This is a genomic window from Nonlabens sp. Ci31 (assembly GCF_012974865.1).
GTDB lineage: Bacteria > Bacteroidota > Bacteroidia > Flavobacteriales > Flavobacteriaceae > Nonlabens.
In genome coordinates this window covers 3,523,120-3,547,817 of record NZ_CP043633.1, presented here as the reverse complement: position 1 = coordinate 3,547,817, position 24,698 = coordinate 3,523,120, and the positions used below count along the sequence as shown (strand labels likewise).

Genomic DNA, 24,698 nt, shown 5'->3' with positions numbered 1-24,698 from the left:
CTAGTCCAATATTCAAATCATTTTAAGTCTATTTTAATTCGTACTTGGTAGGATCTTAAGATTTGTAACTGTTAGGTATAGTAGGTATAGAGTTCTGCTTTTTCGCGATGCGTCGAGCTTGTTGAATTGAAAGCCTGACGCACTAACTAAATAAATCCAGAAAAGCCTGTTTATACGTCTTGGTAATGGGTACTCGGTAATCTTCTCCTATAACCACATAACCTTCATTTTCGAAGGCTCTTACGGCTTTAATATTAACTATATGCGATTTATGACACTTGAAAAAATAGTCGTCTAAGTAGTCGCTAAACTTTCCTAAGCTGTAGGAGCTGATTAAGGTTTTACCATCGACTAAATGAATTTTTGTATAGCCTTCATAACCTTCTAAATGGATGACCTCTTCTTGAGGTATAAAAGAGATTCCTTTTTGAGTCGGCACTTTTAACTTGTGATCCCGATCTATAATTTTGTTGAGCAATGCTACTAGATTTGCATTAGAATCGGTAGCTTCTTTTTCAATATTTGTAATGGCTTTATCTATAGCTCTTTTAAGCTCTTCGTTATCCACGGGTTTCAATACATAATCTACCGCATTATTTTTTAAAGCCTCCAAAGCGTATTCATTATAAGCCGTTGAAAAAATCACTTGTGCACTTAAATGAGTCAGCTGTTGTAGCAGTTCAAAGCCCGTCATTCCGGGCATTTGAATATCTAAAAACAAAAGGTCTGGGGTATGTTCTACGATGGCAGCTATTGCTTTTTTAGGATCTTGAAAGGTGGCTATGACCTCTATTTGATTTCCTACTTTAAGCACTTTTTTATGTAGGTTTTGCAATGCCGAAAATTCGTCATCTACCAGTATCGCTTTATATTTTTTCATCTGTCAGTCTTTTAAGCAAGAAGGAAACTTTATGCCCTTTGTCTTTCTTATCTGGAAAGGCATCCTTGCGTTCTACGTTTATTTCCCATACCCCAGATTCTCTTAAATATTTCAACCGGTCTTCCAGTACAGAAGTAGATTTGAACCGGTCGTCTTCCTTGCTGTTTTCATAACCTTTACCGTCGTCTTGAATACTTATTTGAATCTTTTCCTTGCTGATACGTTGGAATTTTATGAGGACAGTTCCTGTGGATTCTTTATTGAAAACGCCATGATTCACTGCGTTTTCTACAATAGGTTGTAGCAACATACTAGGCAATTGATCTGTTCTATCGAGTTCTGGATCTATTTCAAAAATATAGTTGAGTTTCCCTTTAAAGCGCAATTGCTCCAAAGCTAGGTAATTACTCAACAACTGTATTTCTCTATTGACACTTACCAATTGTTCTTTAGAAAGTTCAAAAAACTCTCTGATCAATCGAGAAAACTTTACCAAATACCTGTCTGATGTTTCAAAATCATTCTCATTAATATAGTACTGAATGGCCGTTAGAGAATTAAAAACAAAATGCGGATTCATTTGCGAGCGCAGTGCTTTTAATTGCAGCTCAGATAATTCTTTAGAACGCAACAGCTCTTCATTGCGTTTGATCTCTGATTTTCCTGCCAGATATTTAGTAATATAAATAATGAGCGCCACTAACAGAAGCAGTAATGCGATATAAAAGATCCAACTTTGATACCATCGAGGAAGTACTTTGAAATCAAATGATTTTATCAGATCGCCACTTCTTATTTCTAGCTGGTATTCTTCTGGACTTAAATCAGAAAAAGTAATGTTTTTTGAAGTTGTGGTGGTCCATTCTTTTTGACTAGGAGAGAGTTTGAATTGATAAGAAAGTTTTGAATAGGGTCTATAATCAATAGAGTTGACTGTAAAACTCAAGGTATTACTTCTGGAATAGAGCTCACCTTGTCCAGCGCATACCGCCTGTCCATTATAGACCGCTTCTTCTATAAATATATTTACCAGGCTTGAGGTTACTTTATAGTCTATAGGCAGGTGAATGATGCCTTGGTTCGTAGCGACTAACAAAACATCACCTACTTTTTCTACCCCATTAATTTTATTAGTTGGCAATCCGTTGCTTCTATTCCAAGTACGCTGGAGTTGAAAGGACTCATTAGCATAGGTGTACTGATAGACCCCGTTATTAGTAGGTAAGTACAGTTCTTGATTTTCAAAAAAAGCGTGATCACAAGAGAGAAACTCACTTTTCTCTAAAAGGTGGATGTTTGTTAAATCAGTAAGGTACGCTCCATAGCCGTCTGTAGTAAGTAAAATTTGATCATTACTAATGATAGTGATTCCATTTACGGGATATGAAAATTCTTTGTGAATAGTATTTAGGTCTTCAATTTTTCCATCTACAAGTCTTTTTAAACCTGTAGAGGTTCCTATGATGAGCTGCTGTTTAAAAACACTTAAACATCGGGTTCCAGGTTGCGGAAATGCTTTTATAAAATCAAGATTTTTAGGATTTATGGAACTAACCCCAATGGTATTGTAACCGTATAACAAATCATTAAAATAGACGAGCGAGCGTGCCAGCTCATTTTTAAGTGGAAAGGTGATACCTGTTTTTTGATTTTTATGAACTGTTTGGATGTCGTAGTTACTCATGTAATACTTAGTGTCCGTTTCTTGTATATAGGTAAGATCGTATAAATAATCAGTTTTCTTTAAATCAAGGATAAATTCATTTTTTGCTTTATCATAGCTGTAGAATCCTTGATCGTTTATAATCGCGTAGGTAGTCCCATTTATGTTTTTAATATCATTGATTTGATAATTGGAATATTCTTTTTTGATATCTAGGTCATTGACATTGTATTTGTAAACTCCGTTGGAGAAAGTGGCAGCCCATATGTTGTTTTCTTTATCAATAAAGGAATTGTGTGAGGCGATAAAGGAAGGTATATGATAGGCTGTTTTAATGCTCAAATCGCTATCTAAAATGCCCACAACATGGTCCCCTGTAATTTGAATCTGGTCATTTACCAAATTCATCCTTGCCCGCTCCAGCCTCTGCACACCCAGTTCATCTTCATAACGAAAGCTTTTTATTTCTTTTGAATTTAAATTCAATAAGTTGTAGAAATATTCTTTGAACGTAAAATAAAGGCTATCGGTAAGCTGACCTCGATGGTAATTATTGTGTAATATGTTAGAACCTTTTAATGTATAGGTTTTATTATTTTTATCGGTAAGAATAAAATTTTCTTCAGCGTTTTCATTGATAGATTTAAATTTGTCACCTAATAAAGGAACAGAAAAATCGTAGGAGGGACGCAGGCTAACAATTTGCCAAAGGTCACCTTTTAGCTGATAGGCATTTGTGGAGCCTATGGCAAGTATCTCGTCACCATCAAAACTTGCATTTGTAGCGCTCATGATTTGATCATTTGCCGAAGGGAAGTTGTACACTTTATCCTCAAAAATATACCCCATACTTTTGCTCTTTGCACCGTACCACATTTTACCATCACGAGCAGGGAATAGATTCCAAACATCGTTAGTAGGTAAACCATCTTTAGTAGTGAAAATTTTGAATTCGCTACCGTTAAATTTTACAACGCCTTCATTTGTGGCCATCCATATAAAGCCGTTTATATCTTGTGTAACCTTGTACACATTATTACTAGGCAATCCATCTTTTTCAGAATAGTTGGTGTATTCCTGTGCTGGACTTGATAAAGTCCAGATAAAGAACAAGAAGACCACATATTTTTTAATCATGACACTATTTTACGACTATTTCTTTACTTAGCTTAGACTGCCCACCATCTTTTGTAAATACTTTTATGGCATAGGTATCGTTTTTGTTTCTGCTTTCCCTTCTGCCGGCAGGCATGGCGCGAAAGCTTAACTCCAAAGACCTGCCTTGCTGAACGAGTTGACCTTTTTTATTTTTCTTAGATCTTAAGTAAGGCTTGTCCCCATTTGTACTTTAGGTTGACACTGATATTATTAGCTGGATTTTGAAGGTAATCTAAAGCGCTTCCTTTTGGTGCACCAGGTAAATTATATAGTACTCTTTGATGGGTTACATTCATACAGATAGGGGTACTAAAGTGTTTCCCTAATTTCAAACTCATTGGAGCATTAAGTTTTAAAAGGTTATCAGTATAACGAGCTCTGAAGTCGGAATAATTTTCTTGAGAAAAAGAGTAAAAGTCATCATAAAATCCAATACTACCACTCAGTTGTACTGGCGATTTTTCTTTATCCTCTTCTTGAGTAGCGCTTAAAACTCCGCAAAACAAAAAGAAGATCAACAGGTTTAGAAATCCTATAGAATTCTTATCCATAATTGAATCTTCTTAGGGCTTGTTTAAATCACCAGTGGTACGGAGTTTTAATAAAGTGGCTAACCCTAAATTATCTATCTAATATGGTGCTTTGTTAAGGTTATCTAAATAGGCATCGTTCAAATGTGCGTTTTGGTCGCTTGAACGCTTAAGTTGATCAGATAAAAAAAACACTTCCTTGGGATAGGTTTATAAATGAGCTAGAATCTTTTAAATGAATGGATGGAAGGAATTGTTTCGCTTTCGCGAAAGCGGAATCCCAATTCATAGGTATTACAAAAGGATTTGCTCTTTTTGAATTGTTGCAATTACAAAAGTGGCTGATGCGCATTTGTATTTTAAAGATGAAGTCTTGCAGCTTATTTAGGAATACGTGGTAAACGATAGGCTACTTTCAACAGTTTAGAAAACTTAAAATAGGCGACTCCTATGTTTTCTGTTTTTACACGATCAATGGAATCGTTTTTTAAAAAATGATTCATCTAAATCAGCTATCTTCTATGGTTTTATTTGCAGGTATTTTAAGTGATTATCGTTTAACAGCGCATTTTGGTCGCTGTAATGCATAATTTGATGAGATGCATAAAATACAGATTTGGAATGTATTTATAATTGGGCTAGTGTGTTTTAAATGAATGACTTAGATCGCTTTAGCGAAAGAGAATCATGGTAATAAATAGGCTTTTATTCATCTACCCTCTAAAGGGTATATTTTCAAAAAATCAATCTTCAATGATCATAAAAAAAAATAAAAGGAATAAATTGTCTGCTTTTATATTTTTTCTTTGTTTGTGCACCTCTATATCAAATGATTGCGGGTCCATCCAAGGCTCTGAATGATGCGTTTTTGATCAAATGTTTTGTTTAGAATTAAAACATTTGACCATGATTAAAAAATACTATTTCCTGCTGTTATGGAGTGCATTCATTTGCCTGATACCTAGTTCTTCATTTAGTTTCTCTAAAGACGGTGAGCGACTGATAGAAACTATGTTTGTTCCTTCGGCTGCTATATCTGGTTCTGTTCAAGTGTGTTTAAACTCAGGAATGGTTCCAATCACCTTTACAGGAAGTAATGGGGCTAGGCCATATACCTTTACTTATAGATTGGGAACCGGAGCAGTTCAAACTGTTTCTACAACAGGGACCAATGATTCGGTCACTATCATGGTGCCTACAAATACGGTCGGGTCCAATGTGTATACCTTATTAACTGTAGAAGACTTTATATCTAGAAGTCCTACAAGCATTAGCGGAGAGACCGCAACTGTAGAGGTATCTTCCAACAATATAAATCCTAATTTTAATGTCGTCAATAACAATCAGTGTTCTGGAGAAGCTATAAATTTCAATAATTCTTCTTCTGGTAGTGGTACATTGAGTTATGAATGGGAGTTTGGAGATTCAAATAATTCCACCTCGACATTACAGAATCCCAGTTTTATTTATGAAGTTTTAGGAGCCGCTTCACAGACCTTCACAGTTAGCTTGACGGTGACTTCATCAAATGGATGTTCCAACACCACAACGAGATCAGTTACGATTCAAGCAGAGCCAGATCTCAATCTTTTTGATCCGACTGCAGCAGGTGACGATTTTAATAATTGTGGCAATGCAGGTAATGGTATGCCTTATACGATAACCTTAAGTCAAGGTGGCGCTCCCGCAAATGTAGACCCAAACTCTTATACCATCGATTGGGGTGACGGCTCTCCTCTTGCAACATCAGTTAGCTTTCCAGTAATGCACAACTATGTGAATAATGGGGTGTTTACAATGGTTGTTTCTGCACAATCGACTTTGACAAATGGTTGTGATCCTAGTAAGACTTTTCAAGTACGCAATATTTCAAATCCGAGTGGAGGGATAAGTAGTCCAGGAGGAACACAAAATTTATGTATTCCTACTGGAGCTATTGCTTTTACTATTAATGGTTGGGGAGGGAATTCTCTGGACACTGTTTATGATATTGATTATGGTGATGGAGGAACGGCTACTTATACACAGCAGCAGCTCATATCTGCATCGTCCAACTTAACAGACCCTTTTCCTGTTCCGCATGAATATACAGAGACGAGTTGTCCATCTACTTATGACGTTACCATAAACATCACAAATGCCTGTGGTAACACCCCGGGATCTGTAGGTAATATTAGAATTTTAGAAGAGGCGACTGCAGCTTTTGCCGCCCCAGAGGTGGAATGTATCAATACAGCAGTTACTTTTTTTAATAATTCAGAAACTGGTTTTGGTAACGATTGTTCCACTCAAATAAGATACAATTGGGATTACGGAGATGGCAGTACGTCTACCGAACTTTCAAACTTCCCTGTAAATGGCATGCATACCTATACAGCTCCCGGAACCTACACAGTAACCTTATCCCTGGTAGGAGCTACTTGTGGTAACGATATGTTCACACAACAAATATGTATAGAAGAACCTTTAACTCCTGACTTTGCCTTCAGTACTGTAGAAGGTTGTACGCCTTTAAATGTAACGACAACCAACAATACCGACCTCACTTTTAATTGCAGCCCTTTAAGTTATTCTTGGGATGTCGCCTACCAAGATGCGTATTGTGGAATGGCTCCAGAGAATTGGAGTTATGTTGCGGGGACGAGTGCTACTTCTGAAGCACCTCAATTTAACTTTGTAACACCGGGTATTTATACGGTGCAAGCTACAATTTCTGGAAGCAGCTGTGGTACGGTAATGTCGGTACCTCAAGATATAATTGTTAAAAAGCCTCCTACAGCCAGCATCAACAACATCGCAGACTTTTGTCAAAACGGCACAAATAACACCATTTCTCCTACCGCTGTGGTGGATCCGTGCGCACCTAACTCTAATAATGTTACTTATGCATGGAGTTTTCCAAATGGTTCTCCAGCGACTTCTTCCCAAGCAAACCCAACAAATATTACCTATTCAACTCCTGGAATTTATACGGTTTCTCTTGTAGTGACTAATGAATGTGGTCCTGTTACTGCATTAAATCAAACATTTGAAATCTTTCCAGAACCAGAAATTACAGGTGAACTGACCGCTTGCGCGGGTCAAACATCACAGTTGACTGCGAGTACTACAGGTAGCAACTGGACATCTTCCAACTCTTCGGTAGCTACTGTTAATTCAAGCGGTCTTGTTACGGGTGGAAACGCGGGAAATGCTACTATTACTTTTACAGACAACAATGGATGTACCGATTCCATAAGTTTTGATGTAGTCCCAGCTCCCATCGTTTCTAACCAACCCTTAACTCCTCAAGAAATTTGTACCGGTGGGGTTTTAAATCCGCTTACTTTTAGCATTGCAAATGTCGTAGGAACACCCACGTTTCAATGGTACCGTAATGCAAATGATAATACTACTAGCGGCAATGCAATTGCAGGAGCGACTTCGGTGTCATTTACACCAAATAATACTGTGGTGGGTACCGTTTTTTATTATTGTGAAATTACCTTTTCTTCGGGTGGTTGTACATCAATTCTTACCAACACCGCCAGAGTTTCTATTTCACCATTACCGACCATAACAGATCCTATTAACAGTCAAGATATTTGCGAAGGTGGAAATGCTGTCGATTTAAATGTACAAGCTACTGGTGGGACAGGCAACCTTTCTTATCAATGGTTTTCAAACACTTCTAATGCTAATACAGGAGGAACTTCCCTACCTGGGGCTACACAAGCTACTTACACACCACCAACTTTTCCAACTGTCGGAACATTCTATTATTACGCGGTCGCTACCTATGATGGGACTGGTTGTGGAGGTGTTGCTTCTAATGTAGCGACTATTAATGTTATAGCAGATCCTGTGGTAACAACACAACCATTACTTACCCAAACCCAATGTCAAGGAGCTAATGCTACCACACTAACCGTTGCTGTTGCTAACGGATTGGGGACTCCAAGTTATCAGTGGTTTTCCAATACGACCAATTCCAATACAGGAGGTTCCCTATTAGCAGGACAAACTAATGCCAGTTTTACGCCGCCTAGCACCACTATAGGTACCTTATATTATTTTTGTGTGATTACTCAAAACGTTTCAGGTTGTGAAACTACAAGTGATACGGCTGAGGTTATCATAGTGGCAGCACCCATAATAACCTCTCAACCCATACCTGGCCAAGATGTCTGTCTCGATGCTAATACGACAAACAATGCTCAGCTACTTCAAGTAGCCTTTACAAATGGAGCGGGTACAGCTAGTTATCAATGGTACAGTAATACTACAAACGCCACTATTGGTGGTAGTTTGATTGCAGGAGCAACAACTGATAATTATTTACCTCCAACAGATGCCTTGGGAGAGCTGTTTTACTATTGCGAGATTACCTTTTCGCAAGGAGGTTGTAGTTCTATCTTCTCTAACACGGCTCGGGTTGAAGTACATCCGTTGCCTATAATTTCAACAAACCCCATTACTACTCAAGACATTTGTGAGGGAGGAACAAATCAAGCGCTAAGCTTTTCAACTTCTGGAGGTTTTGGAAATGCTACTTATCAGTGGTATAGCAATACAACAAATTCCAATACAAGTGGTGGGACCGCTATAGCTGGAGCTAATCAGCTTTCTTATACGCCACCAGTTTTTAACACTTCTGGAGTTTATTATTTCTATGCAGAAGCCATTTTTGATGGTACAGGCTGTGGCTCCACCGTTAGTGATGTAGCGACTATTACTGTCATTGATGACCCTATTATTACTTCTCAGCCTCCAACTTCTCAAACTCAATGTCAAAATGCAGCAGCAGATGATTTGGTCGTAGCTGCTACAGGCGGAATAGGTGCTTTAATGTATCAATGGTATTCCAATAATACCGCATCTAATACAGGAGGATCTCTTATCGCAGGAGCTTCGTCTGCTACTTATAGTCCTCCTACCAGCACTGTTGGAACAGTTTACTACTATTGTGTGGTTGCTCAAGCAGCTTCTGGATGTGAGGTGACTAGTAATATATCAACTGTTGAAATTGTTCCATCACCTAGTATTACAACACAACCAAATCCGAATCAAGAAATTTGTATTAATGGGAGCTTAACAGCTTTAACAGTTTCCTTTACGAACGGTGCAGGTACAGCAACCTACCAATGGTATAGCAATTCTTCAAATAGTATTACAGGAGGAACACCTATTAGCGGTGCAACTAATAGTTCCTATACACCACCTAGTAGCCCTGTAGGCGAGTTGTTCTATTATTGCGAATTACTTTTTTCACAAGGTGGATGTAGTTCTATTTTTTCTAATACAGCAAGAGTAGAGGTGTACCCACAACCAACGATCGTTACACAGCCTCTGATGACTCAAGATATTTGTGAAGGCGGGATGATCATGCCGTTAAGTACAGCAGTGACAGGAGGAACAGGAACTATAACCTATCAATGGTATTCTAATACAACCAATTCCAATACTGGTGGTACTGCCATCTCAGGAGCTACTTTAGACTCTTATACGCCGCCTGTTTTTAATACGCCGGGTAATTTTTATTTCTATGCAATAGCTACTCTAGATGGAATAGGTTGTAATGCTGTTTCTAGTCAAGTAGCTGAGGTAAACGTTGTCCCTGATCCAGATGTGACAGCGCAACCTCTTGCAGATCAAACACACTGTCAAGGAGCCACTCCAAATGATCTTACGCTAAGCATAGCCAATGGATTGGGAACCATCAGTTACCAATGGTATTCCAACACAGCCAATACGAACACAGGTGGTACTGCAATTGCAGGAGCTACTACCGCAACCTATGTTCCACCTACAACAGCTGTGGGAATAACCTATTATTATTGTGTAATTACACAAGACGTGGCTGGTTGTGAGGTGGTGAGTGCTACGTCTAGAGTAGAAATAGTTCCTGCACCAACGATTACTACACAGCCTGAACCACTACAAGAACTCTGTTTGAATGGGACGGTAAATCCGCTAAGTGTTGCTTTTACCAATGGAACGGGAACCGTAAGTTATCAATGGTACAGCAATACGGTAGATGATACGTCTTCTGGAACTATAATTTCAGGAGCTACTATGAGCTCCTATACACCACCTAATACACCAACAGGAGCTGTTTTTTATTATTGTGAATTGACGTTCTCTCAAGGGGGATGTAGCTCTATATTGACAAATACAGGACAAGTAGTAATATTTCCACTTCCAACCATCAGTACACAACCTACAGTGACACAAGATATTTGTGAAGGCGGGATGATCATGTCGTTAAGTATAGCAGTGGCAGGAGGGACAGGAAGTATAACCTATCAATGGTACTCTAATACGACCAACTCCAATACCGGTGGTACAGCAATTTCAGGAGCTACTTTAGACTCTTATACACCGCCTGTTTTTAATACGCCAGGTAATTTTTATTTCTACGCAGTAGCTACTTTAGATGGAATAGGATGCGGAAGTACCGCTAGTGATGTGTCTGAAGTAAACGTTGTGCCTGATCCAGATGTGACGGCACAACCACTTGCATCACAAACTCATTGTCAAGGAGCAGTTCCTAATGACTTAAATCTGGTTGCAGCAAACGGTATAGGCACATTTAGTTATCAATGGTACACTAACTCAGTCAATTCAAATACTGGGGGGACAGCTATAGTAGGTGAGACCAATGATACTTTTACACCTCCTACTGCAGCTGTAGGAACGGTCTTTTATTACTGTGAAATAATACAATCTGGTGAAGGTTGTAATGCTCTTAGTGATGTTGCCGAAGTTATTGTAGTGGAAGCACCTATCATTACCTCTCAACCTATAATAGATCAAACAGTCTGTATTAACGGTATGCCAGATCCTCTCACCTTAGCTTATACTAATGGAACAGGAACACCTTCTTATCAATGGTACAGCAACAGTGTTAATGATATTACCACGGGAACTCTAATAACGGGAGCTACTTCTAGTACATATAACCCTATTGCAGACACTTTAGGAGAAACCTTCTATTATTGTGAGATCACCTTTTCTCAAGGTGGTTGTAGTTCTCTTTTTTCAACAACAGCTCGAGTAGAGGTAGTACCATTACCTACGATTTCTTCTCAACCTCTAGTGACACAAGAATTGTGTGAAGGAGGTATTATTATGCCATTGACGGTTGCTGTACAAGACGGAACTGGTGGTATTACGTATCAATGGTATAGCAATTCAAACAATTCCGCATCTGGTGGAACCTTGATTGCTGGTGCTGATCAAGATTCTTATACTCCGGCTGCTTTCGCGACAGCGGGAACCTTTTATTTTTATGTAGTAGCAACACTTGACGGTATAGGTTGTGGATCAACCACAAGTGATGTTGCAGAAATCATCGTTAGACCTGATCCTGATATAACCATGCAACCGCTGCCTGCGCAGACACATTGTCAAGGCGCTGTTCCCGATGACTTAATTGTTGCTGCAGCAAATGGAATAGGTACATTTAGTTATCAATGGTATGAAAACACTTCAAACTCTGCTACTGGAGGAACTTTGATAGCAGGTGCAAATGGAACAAGTTTTACTCCAGACACCAGTACCACAGGTGTTTTTTATTACTACTGTGAAATTATGCAGACCGCATTAGGTTGTGATGTTACCAGTGATGTAGCTAGTGTCGAAATTGTTCCTGCTCCATCATTTTCAATACAGCCTATAACAAATCAAGAGCTTTGTATTAATGGAAGTACAGACATCTTGATTGTTGCCTTTTCTAACGGAACCGGAACAGCTAGTTATCAATGGTATCGCAATACCACTAATAGTGCTAGCGGAGGAACTGCTATTGCAGGAGAGACCAACACGAGCTTTACGCCGCCATCTGACGTGTTAGGGGAGTTTTTCTATTATTGTGAGATCATGTTTTCTCAAGGGGGTTGCTCAGCGATCGTATCAAATAGTGCTCGAGTAGAAGTGGTTCCTGAAGCAACCATAGTCACAGACCCTTTAGTAACTCAAGATTTATGTGTTGGAGGAACGATCATGCCGTTGACAGTTGCTGTTCAAGATGGGGCAGGATTGACTTCTTATCAGTGGTATTCTAACACGGTCAATTCAAATACAGGAGGAAGCCTTATTTCTGGTGCTACTATGGATACGTATACGCCTCCAGCTTTTACTGCAGCAGGAACCTATTATTTTTATGCTACAGCTTCTTTTACAGGTAATGGCTGTAGTTCTATTAGCAGTGCAGCAGCTGAGGTTATAGTAGTAGAAGATCCGATTGTTTCTTCCCAACCTATTTCCAATCAAACCCAATGTCAAGGAGCTGCTTCAGGTGATTTAGTAGTTGTGGCAACAGGTGGATTAGGAACTTATTCTTACCAGTGGTATACTAATAATTCCAACTCTAATAGCGGTGGAACACTAATCACCGGTGAGATTTCTGATACCTTTACTCCTCCTACAAATACGGTAGGAATTTCTTATTACTATTGTGAAATTGTCCAAACCGGTCTAGGCTGTAACGTTACTAGTGATGTCAGTGTGGTGGAAGTAGTTCCAGCACCTTTGGTAACGGTTCAACCTGTCGATAGTAATGTGTGTGAAGGCGATAGTGTCAATTTAATGAATGTAGCTTTTAGCAATGGTACCTCTACTCCTAACTATCAATGGTTCAGTAATGTGTTAGACAGTACCACTGGAGGAACTCCTATTGCAGGAGAGACCTCCAGTTCTTTTCTACCACAGAACACGATTTCAGGGACTACGTACTACTACTGTGAGATCACTTTCACAACAGGTGGTTGTCCACTTATTGTCTCTGATACAGCAGCGGTTATTATATCTCCGTTTCCAGTTATTCAAGATCAGAGTTATGTGGTTTGTACGTCAGATGTATTTACTATGGATGCTAATCAAGGAGGAATGAATACTGTTCCTGCTATTACAGAATACACATGGACAATTCTGAGCAATACTCCAGCTGGTGTGGTTAACGGGGCCACTTCAGAAGCTACTCCACAGTCTAGTTTTACTCAAAACTTAACGAATACGACTACTCAAGTAGGAACCGTGGTTTATGCTTTGAGTCCTGTTGCTGGAATTTGTACTGGAAATAATTTTACTGTAACTATAGATGTTTTCCCAACTCCACTAATAGACTTTAGTATTCCAGACCAAACTTTATGTAATCAATTTGCAACAGATTTGGTGACGCTCTCCTCTGCTTTACCTGGAAATATTACGTACAACTGGATGGCAAATGTACCTGCTGGAATCTCCGGTGTTACCTTAACAGGTGCAGACACTATTCCTGTGCAAACACTTGTAAACAGTACTACAAGTCCGCTGACAGTCACTTATACCGCTACCGCTACTTTTAACACAAATGGTTCTAGCTGTGAAGGGCCTCCAGCTGTTTATACGATTACCGTTAACCCACAGATCAATACAAGTGCTACATTCTCTGATTATAACGGCTTTAACGTGAGTTTCTTTGGAGGTACCGATGGTGCGATAGACCTTTCTGTAAACGGAGGGTCTGGTATGTATTCTTACTCCTGGACGGGTCCTAATGGTTTTGCAGCGACTACTCAGGATCTCAACAATGTAGCAGCTGGAGATTATACAGTAGCTATTGATGACGGTGTATGTCCGCCAGTAATTCTCAATTTTACTTTAACACAACCACCAGAGTTGTTATTTGAGGAAGATTTAAGTGCGCATGTGGACTTGGTTTGTTTTGGAGATTCTGATGGAGAACTTGGTATTGTTATTATTCAAGATTCTGTACCACCTTATACATTTGAAATTTTTGATAGTTCAGGAACTTTGGTAGGAAGCATCATCAACATGTTTGGTCCTACGCAAGTATTTACTGGTTTATCAGCAGGAATATACAGGGTGCGTATCACAGATACCAATGGTGGAATAAAAGAACTGACAGGTTTAGAGGTTCTTCAACCAGACGATATGGTTATTACAGATATGCAAACGCCTATCACCTGTTATGGAGCAGATGATGCCACCATGACCATTAGTGTTAGCGGTGGAAACGGTGGGCCTTATACAGCGTCATGGAGCAATCTTGCCACTGGTTTCTTTCAGGCAAATTTGGGTTCTGATAATTATGACATCACGGTAACAGACCGTTTGGGGTGTACAAAGACCGTAACGTTTTTTGTTCCTGAAGCGCCTATTTTTGATATTAGTCCAGTAGTGACTAATATTTCGTGTACTGGAGCAAATGACGGAAGTATAGCGCTCAATTTAATAGGAGGTTTGCAACCCTTAACGCTCACATGGAGTGATGGCAGCACTGCTGGTGTCAACAGAAATAACCTAGCACCAGGAACCTACTCTGTTATTATAGAAGATGGAACACCTTGTTTTATTAATGAAACTTTTACGATTTTAGAGCCTTTACCACTTGTAGTAGATGGAAACACTACGGATGCTGTAGATTGTGACGATGCAAATACGGGTGCCATCAACTTAATCGTTTCTGGAGGGACTCCACCTTTTACTTACAACTGGTCTAATGGAGCTACCACTGAGGATTTAGATAATATCACATCAGGTAATTATCTAGTTACTGTAACCGACAGCCGCGGTTGTAACGAGGATAGAAGTTTTACGATAACGAGACCTGCACCTATTGAACTTTCAGTTACCGACAGCATCGATGTAGATTGTGAAACAAATACTGTTTCTCAAGATTTTGCGGCAGCCGTTTCTGGCGGAGTCGCTCCATTTACATTTAGCTGGTCCAGCGGTACCGTTTCTGGAGCAAATAACGAATTTATGACCACAGATCAAAACGGTCTGATTACACTCACTGCTACTGATGCGAGAGGTTGTATTCAAACCTACAACTTTGATGTTGACTTACAAGCTATAGGAGACCCAGGGTTCTCAAGTGATTCCATTGGTTTTACCACCTATGGAGCGTATGCTATTCAAGATCCTATACAGTTTACTAATACAGCTACGGGATCTCCTATTTCCATATCATGGGATTTTGGAGATGGTACGTTCTCCACCGAAGAGAATCCAATACATAGTTATGTGACTGCTGGTCAGTATACGATTATTCAAACGGTTACCTATGAATACGGATGTGTCAAGACCTTTGTCATCACACTTTTTATCTCCAAAGGATATAAATTGATCATGCCTAGTGCCTTCACGCCTAATGAAGATAACCTGAACGATAACTTTAGACCGCGACAAGAAGGTCTGGAAGACTTGCAGTTTGATATTTATGATACTTGGGGTTCCCTCATTTTTAGTGAATCTGGAGAAACTATCGCTGGATGGGATGGTTTGATAAATGGCAGAGAAGCAGAAAACGGGAATTACTATTATAAACTCAAAGCCAAAACATTCTACGGAGAAACGATCACTGTCGAAGGACCATTCATCAAAATAGATTAAGCATAATGAGAAGTATACTAATTATTTTTGTTTGTATGTTAGGTTTTATAAACGCCGTACAAGCTCAAGATCCTATATTCACGCAGTATTACCTGTTTCCAGAAACATTGAATTCTGGGTTTACTGGGTTTCAAGAAACAACCAAAGCTGGAGTGCTACATAGAACACAATGGCCAGATCTTAATTTTAGGGTTGATAGTGACTACGCAAATTTTAATACTTGGGTTCCTTCGATGAATAGTGGAGTAGGAGTAAATGTGCTCAGTCAGCGAGAACGATTTACTAACTTTAGCCTGACTCAGTTCAACCTGGCTTATGCCTACAAAGTAAAGTTGACAGACGAGTGGGATTTTCGTCCAGGGCTGGAAGTTGGTTATGGGTTCAAATCATTTAATTTCAATAACCTTATTCTAGAAGATCAGATAGACTTGACTAATGAAACCGTCAATCCAATTTCTATAGATAACTTAGATCCTAATGATCAGGTTTCTTATTTGGACGTGAGTGCATCGCTGCTTTTTAATAATGAAGATTTCTGGATAGGGGCATCGCTCAAACATTTGAATAAGCCTAATATTTCTCTAGTACCAGGAGGTAATTTACCCCTTAATTCTTTGGCTGCTATAACAGTAGGTTATGAATTGAAACTAGCAGACTATCTAAATTTAACATTCTTACCTTACTCTACAAAATTAATGATCACCGGAAATTATATGCAACAAGGGGATTACAACAGGTTCGATTTCGGTTCTCTATTTATTGTTGATTTGTTTTACTTTGGAGCTATAGCTGCGACTAATCCTAATCGCAATACGGCAAACTCACATTTAATTACCTCCGTTAACCTGTTAGGCGGGCTTCAGTATGAGAATTTCAAGTTTGGTGTTTCTTACGATGTGAATGTATCAGGCTTAGGACGTACGGGCGGTATTTATGAGTTGTCGGTTATTTTTACAGTAGATCAAAAAGCCAGATGCTTTGGTTGTCCCTTGTATAAAAGGATTTAGTAAAATCATGTAACTAACTGCTACAGCTCAACATACTACAACCTACTTTAGAACGAGCCCATTCCGGTCTTAAGGCGTACCACTTTTCATATTTTGGCTGCTCGTCGTATGGTTTTTGCAGCATGGAATACACCTCTCGAAGTAATTCATAATCACCTTGGTCAGCTGCATCTATAACGAGCTGTGAGATGTAGTTTCTTAAGACGTATTTAGGATTTGTAGCATTCATTTTTTCTATTCTTGCTTTCGCGAAAGCGGAGTTCTCACCATCATTTTGTTCCATATCAAACACCAGCCTTTCTAAATAAGTTTCTAACCATTGCAGCCAGGTCTTTTTATGTGTTTCCTCTACATCATTAATCGTGTAAAATGCTACTGAAATCATATTAAAAGCATCTGTTATAGCTGTTTTTGAATCGATTTTGCTCAATTCACGATAGAAAATAGTCATATCGGTCTCGTGAAGGTGCAGGTTTTCTTCCAGTGCTTGCAGCAAATCACGGTCGTCCTTGTGCGTGTAATAAATACCTATCTTATTCATCATGGTATCTAAATACTGAGCCTGATAATTGGTCTTGTAACTATCTAGAACTTTTTGAAGTGCCGGAGCATCTTCTATCAACGGAAAAAGGGCATTGGCCAATTGAAGTAAATTCCAAAGCCCGATTTCTGGTTGGGCGCCATAGCGGTATCTTTTATGCTGTCGGTCTGTGGTATTAGGAGTCCAGCCGTGATCGTAAGGTTCTAACCAGCCATAAGGTCCATAATCTATGGTCAGTCCAAGAATAGACATATTATCTGTATTCATAACGCCGTGAACAAAGCCTACTCGCTGCCAGTGCATGATCATTTCTAGTGTGCGATCTGTTACTTCTTGAAAGAATTGTAAATAAGCTGCTGCACCACTGGTTTTGATATCTGTAAAAAAGGTGGAAATCGTATAATCGGTAAGTTTTTTGAGAAGTTCGTTTTCGCCTTGAGCGGCAGCCAACTCAAAATTGCCAAATCTTATAAAACTAGGTGCTACCCGACAGACGATGGCTCCTTTTTCATAATCGGGGTGACCGTCGTACATGACGTCGCGCAATACTTCTTCACCACTTAATGCCAGCGATAACGATCTAGTGGTAGGAATGCCTAAATGATGCATGGCTTCACTACAAAGATGCTCTCTAATACTGGATCGCAACACAGCAAGACCATCGCCACGACGTGAGTAAGGTGTAGGGCCAGCGCCTTTTAATTGAAATGCCCAGCGCTTTTCATTTTGCAAGGTCTCAAACAAATTGATCGCCCGACCATCGCCTAACTGTCCGGCCCAATTACCAAATTGATGTCCGGCATAAGCCATCGCATAGGGTTCTGTATGAGGATACAAATGTTGTCCAGTAAACAGCTGTAAAAACTCTTCAGACAAGATTTCTTCTTCGGTAAAGCCGAGTTCCTTTGCGAGTTTGGAAACATGTATGAAACTGCTCTTTGGAAACTTCAATGGTTCTGCTTTTGAAAAAGCGATGCTAGTCACCTGACGGGTGTAATTTTCCGCTACGGGATCTTTAGGTAAAGAGTTGGTAAAACTATTATCGATGTGTAGTTTGCGCATATGGCAAAGGTAGGGAATGGGTGGCAGTCCTTATAATTATCGGGCGTGAGATGACGTCTTAGGTTTTTTGAGCTTGTCATGGTGAACAGCATTTTTCTATCGAGTCACTTCTAGGCATTTATCCTAAATAAATTGGGTTATCGAACCTGATTTTTAAGGAGGTGTTTTGGTTTTTAACCTATGATGTTAAAAGGAGCACATCAGGAAATCTACTGACCTTGACATCACTTCTTTATAAAAGCAACGATGTCATCAATGCGATCATTCCAAGGAAAGAAAAGCTGGGTTACCATGGGAATATGCTTTTTATTTAGAAATTCTATTTGAACATTGGGCTGGTATTTTTGAAGTTCTTGAACAAACTTTTCATTACCAGCTATAATGGAGGCATAGGTTTTTGTTCCCGTATAGATTTTTATTTCAGGCGTTTGCTCGTCGATAAAGTAATAGGGAGAAGCGGCTTTCCAGTTTTCTGGATCCAGCGTCCAGGTACTGATGTAGTTGTATTTATCAGTAGGCTTGTTTTCTAGCAAGTAGGAATACATGTCCAGTCCTGCGGCATCGTTTAAAATAATTCCTTTTACAGTTTTAGGTGCCACAGCATATTGTTTATTCATTACGGCGAGGGCACTTAAATGTCCCCCAGCACTGTGTCCTGTAATGTAAATTTGACTGGGATCGCCACCATAGGCTGAAATGTTTTCTTGCGTCCATTTGATGGATTGTGCAATTTGCTCTGTCATTTCTTTATAGCTAGCCACTGGACTTTTAGTGTAATCAGGAATGACTACAGTTAGTTCATTACGTGCAAAGTTGCGGCCTATGTAACTGTAAATTTCTTTACGACCACTGTTCCAGTATCCACCATGAACAAAAATTAATACAGGTTGTAACGAATCCTTTGGATTGCGTTTGGTAAAAATGTTTAAGGTAGGTGCAGGAGTTTCTTTTACTTGAGGGGCATTATATTCTAAGTTCTTGAATTTTTTTACAGCACAACCCGTAAGAATACAACCAAAACAAATAAAAATAAGGAAATACTTGAAAGACATCAGCAAAGTTTTTGAATCTAAATTTGCACCATATAGGAGCAGAAGACTATTATTTACAATGAAATAGCAGCGTTTAAACAAAGGAGTGGATTCATTTACTTCATCAATTAGGAATTTTCTTTTTTGGCAGCTTCTTGAGCTGCTTTAGTAATCGCCTTTAAACGCTCGGTGCGCAGTTCTTTCTTGGTGCGCTTTTTGTTTTTGATGCGCTCGATAAGCTCGGTATGCTTATTCTTGTTTCTGAGATTTTTTTCTTTCCCCTGCTTAGCCATAATAGTTTGATAAGGGTACAAAGATAAAGTATATCCACCTCAATGCGGTAGGACTTACATTTGTATAAAAATTAGAATCATATGACACTAGAGGAGCTGGTTGGAGATTACAGCATAAAAGGTCATAATCAAGACGCTGCACAGAGCAGCTATAAAGGAAAACTTACCTTATCGATGGATAAAAATAGAAGGATTATCGCTTTATGGAACATCAGTGGTGATCAGGTTCAAAAAGGGACTGGATTTTTTAAGGATCAGATTTTAGTTATTAACTTTAATTACCTAGGGGAGCAGGGGCAGGTCTTTAAAGGCGTGGTCGTCTATAAATGTCTTTCTAAAGATGTGCTGGATGGGTTTTGGTCTGAGAAACATGGAGACACTAGGTTTTTGGGGGCAGAGCAAGCTTTTAAGATCCATGAAAACAAGCCTTTATTAAATTAGTGCTGGGAAGCTTTGAATAACTCCGCTTTCGCACCATGCCTTCCGGCAGCCAGGAAAGTGGAACAAGTACCATTTAAAAACCCAGAAAGCTTCTCTTAACTAGATGATGGTCCTAATTCAGGTAGAAAAATGCCAGTAATTACCCTTTATTAGGTATTTTAAGGACGTATAATAATATGAAAATTAATTTTTTGAAAGAAATAACTAATTTTCATATCATTAGGACTTATTTAATCAAACCCACTAGATATGAAATTACTTAAACAACTTAGTCTTGTAGCGATTACTTTATCACTAATGACTTCTCTTACAGCTGTTAAAGAAGACGCATTAGTAGGCAGATGGAAAGGAAAAGATAAAGGAGATATTGGTTTTTTAACCTTATCTGCAGATGGTTTTGCCACTTTTGAAATGGATGGTCAGATCATGGGTGGAAAATCTTTTGATATGCGCGGAGTTAGTGCTCATATGAGATACACTGTCGATGCAACGACAGAACCTGCTGCTATAGATTTTATTATTTATGAGGACGAGACTTATAACGAGCTTAACCGTCTCAAAGGTATCTATGAGATGAATACTCCAGATGAGTTACATCTAGCTTTAACATTTGTTGGAGAACTGGGTCGTCCAGGTAATTTTAGTACAGATAATGTGATGTTGTATCGCGTGAAATGATTTGTTATTAACGCTGCATGAATCGCCAGTTCTTTTATGAAATGTCCTTGTAATCCTTACCGTCTTTATGAAAATTGTTGTGCAAAAGCACATCATGACATCTTACAAGTGACCACAGCAGAGCAGCTCATGCGCTCCAGATATAGTGCTTTTGTATTGTGTAATATCGCTTATTTACAGGACAGCCATCATTCCTCCAAAAGGCCTGGTAAAAAAGAGGCTCAACAAATAGAAAACTGGACCAATTCAGTGAACTGGATCAAACTTGTGGTGCTTCAATCTACCAAAGGATTAGAGAAGGATAGCATTGGAAATGTTGAGTTTAAAGCCTTTTACATGGAAAATAATAAAGTGCAGGTGATTTATGAAAATTCCCGATTTTGTAAAGAAAATGGACACTGGGTATACCTAGATGCTCTGGAATGATACCAACGGTTTCAGTTTTACAAACATACTTTGACTTGCTCGGTACAATCAAGTACCGAAAAAAAACATTGGTTGTCTCTTGCGCTTTGGCTATTGTGGGACTTATTCGAGATGCGAAAGTGAAATAGCAAACTAGCTCTATTTTTATAAAAAAGTAAAAAATTGCCACAAGCTTTATAAAATACATGAGCAACTTTATTCAACTTGTTGCTATATTGCTTTACCAAAAAATCCAATTATGAAAAACTTATTTACTTGGGTATTGCTCTTTACAGCAATCAGTTTACACGCACAACAAGATGCAGGATGGTTGCGCCATCAGACCATTTCACCAGATGGCTCTCAAATAGTCTTTACCTATAAAGGTGATTTATACAAAGTAGCAGCAACAGGAGGAGATGCACAACAGCTCACTTTTCATGAAGCGCACGATTACCAAGCTGTATGGAGTAAAGACGGCAAACAAATTGCTTTTGCTTCTAACCGTTATGGGAACTTTGACGTTTATGTCATGAGTGCAAAGGGAGGTGCTGCCACAAGACTCACCTTTCATTCCAGCGATGAACAACCCTTTACATTTACACAGGACGATCAAGGAGTTCTTTTTGGCGCAGTGCGTATGGATGAGGTCAACCACAGACAATTCCCTACAGGATCACAACCAGAAGTTTATAGCGTACCGGTTAGTGGAGGAAGGGTAGATCAAGTACTTACAATTCCAGCAGAGTTTTTGAATGTAAGCAAGGATGGGAAGACCATCTTGTACCACGATAAAAAAGGGGGAGAGAATATATGGCGCAAGCATCATGAATCAAGTATAACCAGAGATATCTGGAAATATGACGTCGCTAATGATGCTCATCAAATGATCACTACCTATACAGGAGAAGATAGAATGCCTATTTTTTCTAATGATGAAAAATCATTTTATTATTTAAGTGAGCAAAGTGGCACGTTTAACGTTCACAAATCTAATATTGATGGCACAAATACAACTCAACTGACCTTTTTTGACCTACATCCAGTACGTTTTTTATCTGTTGGAAACGGGACACTTTGTTTTGGTTTTGACGGTAAGTTATACACCATGAAAGAAGGCCAAGAGCCTAAAAAACTACAAGTAAACATTACGACACAACAAATAAGTAATAATGATCAATTTATTTCTGTTGACGGTGGAGTGAATGAAATGGAAGTATCACCAGACGGTAAAGAAATTGCCTTTATTGCTAGAGGAGAAGTTTTTGTAACTTCTGTGGAGGAGTCATTTACCAAGAGAATAACCAACACTCCAGAAGCAGAACGTTTTGTGACTTGGGGACCAGAAGGGAAATCGGTCGTTTACAGTAGCGAGCGTGATGGAAAATGGAGCGTTTATAAAACGGAGAAAGTACGTAAAGAAGAACCTTTCTTTTTTGCCTCTACCTTGATTAAGGAAACCGCTGTTTTAGAAAACGGAAAAGATAACTACCTAGCAAAGTACTCACCAGATGGTAAAAAACTCGCCTTTATAGAAGACAGACGCACGCTGAAAGTCAAAGATGTAAAAAGTGGTGAAGAGGTCACTTTAATGACTCCTAAGGACTTGTACCACATGCGAGACGGTGATAAGAATTTTGTATGGAGTCCAGACAGTAAATGGCTGCTTATGGATTGGGGAGTTACCTTAAGTAACAGCGATGTATTATTACTAGCTGTAGATGGTTCTAAGAGAATCAACCTCAATGAAAGTGGCTACTATGATTTTAGTCCAAAATGGGTGAATGAAGGTAAGCAAATGATCTGGTTTTCTAATCGCGATGGGTTAAAGTCTTATGCAACAAGCGGTTCTTCACAAAGCGATGTATACGGCATGTTTTTCACTCAAGATGCTTGGGACGAATTCAACCTGAGTAAAGAGGAATATGCGCTTCAAAAGGAAATTAAAAAACTAAACGCAGCCGAAAAGAAAAAAGACAGCCTTAAAAACGAAAAAAAGAAAAGTAAAAAGGATAAAAAGGCCGATAAAGAAAAGGATACAGATAGCGTCAAAGAACTCCAATTTGATTGGACAGACCTGAAAGACCGAACCAAACGTTTTAGCATACATTCTTCTAGTCTTAGTGATGCCGTACTTTCTAAAGATGGTAGCAAGCTGTATTACTTAACTAGATTTGAAGATAAACTCAACCTGTGGACCACAGATTTGCGTACCAAAGAAACTAAAATGGCTATGGAGCTCAATGCTTCTTCTGGTAGTTTACAGTGGGATAAAGAGATGAAAAATCTATTCCTTTTAAGCAGTGGTAGCATCTCTAAAATTGATATTGAAAAAAGTAAGAAAGAGTCCGTAAAAATATCTGGCGAGATGGAATACGATGCTATTGCAGAGCGTCAGGCTATGTTTGATCACGTATGGATACGCACTAATGCTATTTTTTACCATCCAGATTTCCACGGTGTAGACTGGGATTTAATGAAAAAAGAATACGGTAAACACTTACCTTATGTAGGAAACAGCATCGAGTTTGCAGAGCTGCTATCTGAAATGTTGGGAGAACTTAATGTCTCTCATGCAGGCGCTCGTGGTGCAAGTATTAAAATGAAGAATCCGGATGCCACTGCATCATTGGGAATCTTTATGGATTACAATCACAAAACCAACGGTATTAAAATTACCGAGGTTATCAAAGGAGGACCACTGGATAAAGCTGATTTTGATGTTAAACAAGGAATGATCATCGAGAAGATCGATGGTGTGGACATAAGTGCTACAACAGATATAGCAGCATATTTAAATCGCAAGACCGACAAATTTACCTTGCTAGAGATACTTGATCCAGCGACTAAAAAAAGCATGACCATCACCGTAAAGCCTATCAGTCTCGGAGAAGAGCGTGGATTGCTATACAAAAGATGGGTAAAGCAAAACGAAGAAGAGGTTACTAAGAAAAGTAATGGGCAGTTAGGTTATGTTCATATTCCTGGAATGGGAGATGGACCTTACCGAGATGTTTATGAAAAAATGATGGGTAAATTCTACAACCGTAAGGCAATGATTATTGACACGCGTTTTAACGGCGGAGGAGACCTTGTTGCAGACTTAGCTATGTTTTTTACAGGTACACCATTCATTACCTACGCGACAGAAGATAAAGTAGTAGGTGGCGAGCCTACTTCTCGATGGGTAAAACCTACACTTGCCATGATTAATGAAGCGCAGTACAGCGATGGACACTGCTTTGCATGTGGATATACCGATCTTAAAATAGGAAAAACGGTTGGAATGCCCACTCCAGGAACCTGTAGTTTTGCAGGCTGGGAAGGGCTTCCAGACGGCTCTCGCTGGGGCGTTGTTCCTATAAGCGCAAAAGATATCAATGGTAAGTGGATGGAAAATAGCCAGACAGAGCCTATGATCAAAGTAAAAAACATGCCTGGACAAATCGATAATGGAACAGATCAACAACTGGAACGCGCAATTATAGAGTTGCTTAAAGATGTCAAGTAACATTTAATAGCGGCATTTTCCTGCCGGCAGGCTTTGTGCGAAAGCGAAATATCATAAATCACTACAATAAAGGAGTTACCGATCTGGTAACTCCTTTTTCTATAAAAAATGTTTCTTAT

At 39.1% G+C, this 24,698-nt stretch carries 13 protein-coding genes; 6 read left to right on the top strand and 7 right to left on the bottom strand.

What is annotated here, in order from left to right; translation table 11 throughout:
* Positions 1 to 142: 142 nt before the first annotated feature.
* The 4 genes from F0365_RS15590 to F0365_RS16700 form a co-directional block, all read right to left on the bottom strand.
* Complete coding sequence (locus F0365_RS15590) at positions 143 to 880, bottom strand: LytR/AlgR family response regulator transcription factor (RefSeq protein ID WP_169934551.1); 738 nt, start codon at positions 878 to 880, stop codon at positions 143 to 145.
* On the bottom strand, positions 867 to 3,680 hold the full coding sequence (locus F0365_RS15585) for a histidine kinase (protein WP_169934550.1): 2,814 nt from the start codon (positions 3,678 to 3,680) through the stop codon (positions 867 to 869). The genes F0365_RS15590 and F0365_RS15585 overlap by 14 nt, the downstream gene beginning before the upstream one ends.
* A gap of 176 nt (positions 3,681 to 3,856) precedes the next feature.
* Positions 3,857 to 4,252, bottom strand: a complete 396-nt coding sequence (locus tag F0365_RS15580; protein WP_169934549.1) for a hypothetical protein — start codon at positions 4,250 to 4,252, stop codon at positions 3,857 to 3,859.
* A 359-nt stretch (positions 4,253 to 4,611) separates the two neighbouring features.
* Complete coding sequence (locus F0365_RS16700) at positions 4,612 to 4,734, bottom strand: hypothetical protein (protein WP_262889016.1); 123 nt, start codon at positions 4,732 to 4,734, stop codon at positions 4,612 to 4,614.
* Between the two features lie 403 nt (positions 4,735 to 5,137).
* Here F0365_RS16700 and F0365_RS15575 point away from each other — a divergent pair, with 403 nt between their 5' ends.
* Complete coding sequence (locus tag F0365_RS15575; RefSeq protein WP_169934548.1) at positions 5,138 to 15,610, top strand: PKD domain-containing protein; 10,473 nt, start codon at positions 5,138 to 5,140, stop codon at positions 15,608 to 15,610.
* A 5-nt stretch (positions 15,611 to 15,615) separates the two neighbouring features.
* Positions 15,616 to 16,617: a PorP/SprF family type IX secretion system membrane protein gene (locus tag F0365_RS15570; protein ID WP_169934547.1), complete on the top strand. Its 1,002-nt coding sequence runs from the start codon at positions 15,616 to 15,618 to the stop codon at positions 16,615 to 16,617.
* Between the two features lie 13 nt (positions 16,618 to 16,630).
* Here the strand turns inward: F0365_RS15570 and F0365_RS15565 are convergent, their stop codons facing one another.
* From F0365_RS15565 to F0365_RS15555, 3 genes are all read right to left on the bottom strand, one after another.
* A complete protein-coding gene (locus F0365_RS15565; protein WP_169934546.1) occupies positions 16,631 to 18,220 on the bottom strand; it encodes a protein adenylyltransferase SelO in 1,590 nt (529 codons plus the stop codon).
* 224 nt (positions 18,221 to 18,444) lie between these two features.
* Positions 18,445 to 19,272 carry an alpha/beta hydrolase gene (locus F0365_RS15560; protein WP_169934545.1) on the bottom strand — a complete coding sequence of 276 codons (828 nt, stop codon included), beginning with the start codon at positions 19,270 to 19,272 and terminating at the stop codon, positions 18,445 to 18,447.
* Positions 19,273 to 19,379: 107 nt separating this feature from the next.
* On the bottom strand, positions 19,380 to 19,544 hold the full coding sequence (locus tag F0365_RS15555) for a hypothetical protein (RefSeq protein WP_169934544.1): 165 nt from the start codon (positions 19,542 to 19,544) through the stop codon (positions 19,380 to 19,382).
* Between the two features lie 81 nt (positions 19,545 to 19,625).
* Here F0365_RS15555 and F0365_RS15550 point away from each other — a divergent pair, with 81 nt between their 5' ends.
* The 4 genes from F0365_RS15550 to F0365_RS15535 all read left to right on the top strand — a co-directional run bounded on the left by F0365_RS15550 (position 19,626) and on the right by F0365_RS15535 (position 24,579).
* Entirely contained in the window at positions 19,626 to 19,985 is a 360-nt protein-coding gene (locus tag F0365_RS15550; protein ID WP_169934543.1) for a hypothetical protein, read from the top strand.
* A gap of 249 nt (positions 19,986 to 20,234) precedes the next feature.
* On the top strand, positions 20,235 to 20,663 hold the full coding sequence (locus F0365_RS15545) for a hypothetical protein (RefSeq protein ID WP_169934542.1): 429 nt from the start codon (positions 20,235 to 20,237) through the stop codon (positions 20,661 to 20,663).
* A gap of 36 nt (positions 20,664 to 20,699) precedes the next feature.
* Entirely contained in the window at positions 20,700 to 21,089 is a 390-nt protein-coding gene (locus tag F0365_RS15540; RefSeq protein WP_169934541.1) for a YchJ family protein, read from the top strand.
* A gap of 238 nt (positions 21,090 to 21,327) precedes the next feature.
* Positions 21,328 to 24,579, top strand: a complete 3,252-nt coding sequence (locus F0365_RS15535; protein WP_169934540.1) for a S41 family peptidase — start codon at positions 21,328 to 21,330, stop codon at positions 24,577 to 24,579.
* Positions 24,580 to 24,698: the final 119 nt, after the last annotated feature.

Bases quoted from the DNA above. Each gene is read 5' to 3' on its own strand.
- F0365_RS15590 (WP_169934551.1), bottom strand. From the start codon at position 880: ATGAAAAAATATAAAGCGATACTGGTAGATGACGAATTTTCGGCATTG.
- F0365_RS15585 (WP_169934550.1), bottom strand. From the start codon at position 3,680: ATGATTAAAAAATATGTGGTCTTCTTGTTCTTTATCTGGACTTTATCA.
- F0365_RS15580 (WP_169934549.1), bottom strand. From the start codon at position 4,252: ATGGATAAGAATTCTATAGGATTTCTAAACCTGTTGATCTTCTTTTTG.
- F0365_RS16700 (WP_262889016.1), bottom strand. From the start codon at position 4,734: ATGAATCATTTTTTAAAAAACGATTCCATTGATCGTGTAAAAACAGAA.
- F0365_RS15575 (WP_169934548.1), top strand. From the start codon at position 5,138: ATGATTAAAAAATACTATTTCCTGCTGTTATGGAGTGCATTCATTTGC.
- F0365_RS15570 (WP_169934547.1), top strand. From the start codon at position 15,616: ATGAGAAGTATACTAATTATTTTTGTTTGTATGTTAGGTTTTATAAAC.
- F0365_RS15565 (WP_169934546.1), bottom strand. From the start codon at position 18,220: ATGCGCAAACTACACATCGATAATAGTTTTACCAACTCTTTACCTAAA.
- F0365_RS15560 (WP_169934545.1), bottom strand. From the start codon at position 19,272: ATGTCTTTCAAGTATTTCCTTATTTTTATTTGTTTTGGTTGTATTCTT.
- F0365_RS15555 (WP_169934544.1), bottom strand. From the start codon at position 19,544: ATGGCTAAGCAGGGGAAAGAAAAAAATCTCAGAAACAAGAATAAGCAT.
- F0365_RS15550 (WP_169934543.1), top strand. From the start codon at position 19,626: ATGACACTAGAGGAGCTGGTTGGAGATTACAGCATAAAAGGTCATAAT.
- F0365_RS15545 (WP_169934542.1), top strand. From the start codon at position 20,235: ATGAAATTACTTAAACAACTTAGTCTTGTAGCGATTACTTTATCACTA.
- F0365_RS15540 (WP_169934541.1), top strand. From the start codon at position 20,700: ATGAAATGTCCTTGTAATCCTTACCGTCTTTATGAAAATTGTTGTGCA.
- F0365_RS15535 (WP_169934540.1), top strand. From the start codon at position 21,328: ATGAAAAACTTATTTACTTGGGTATTGCTCTTTACAGCAATCAGTTTA.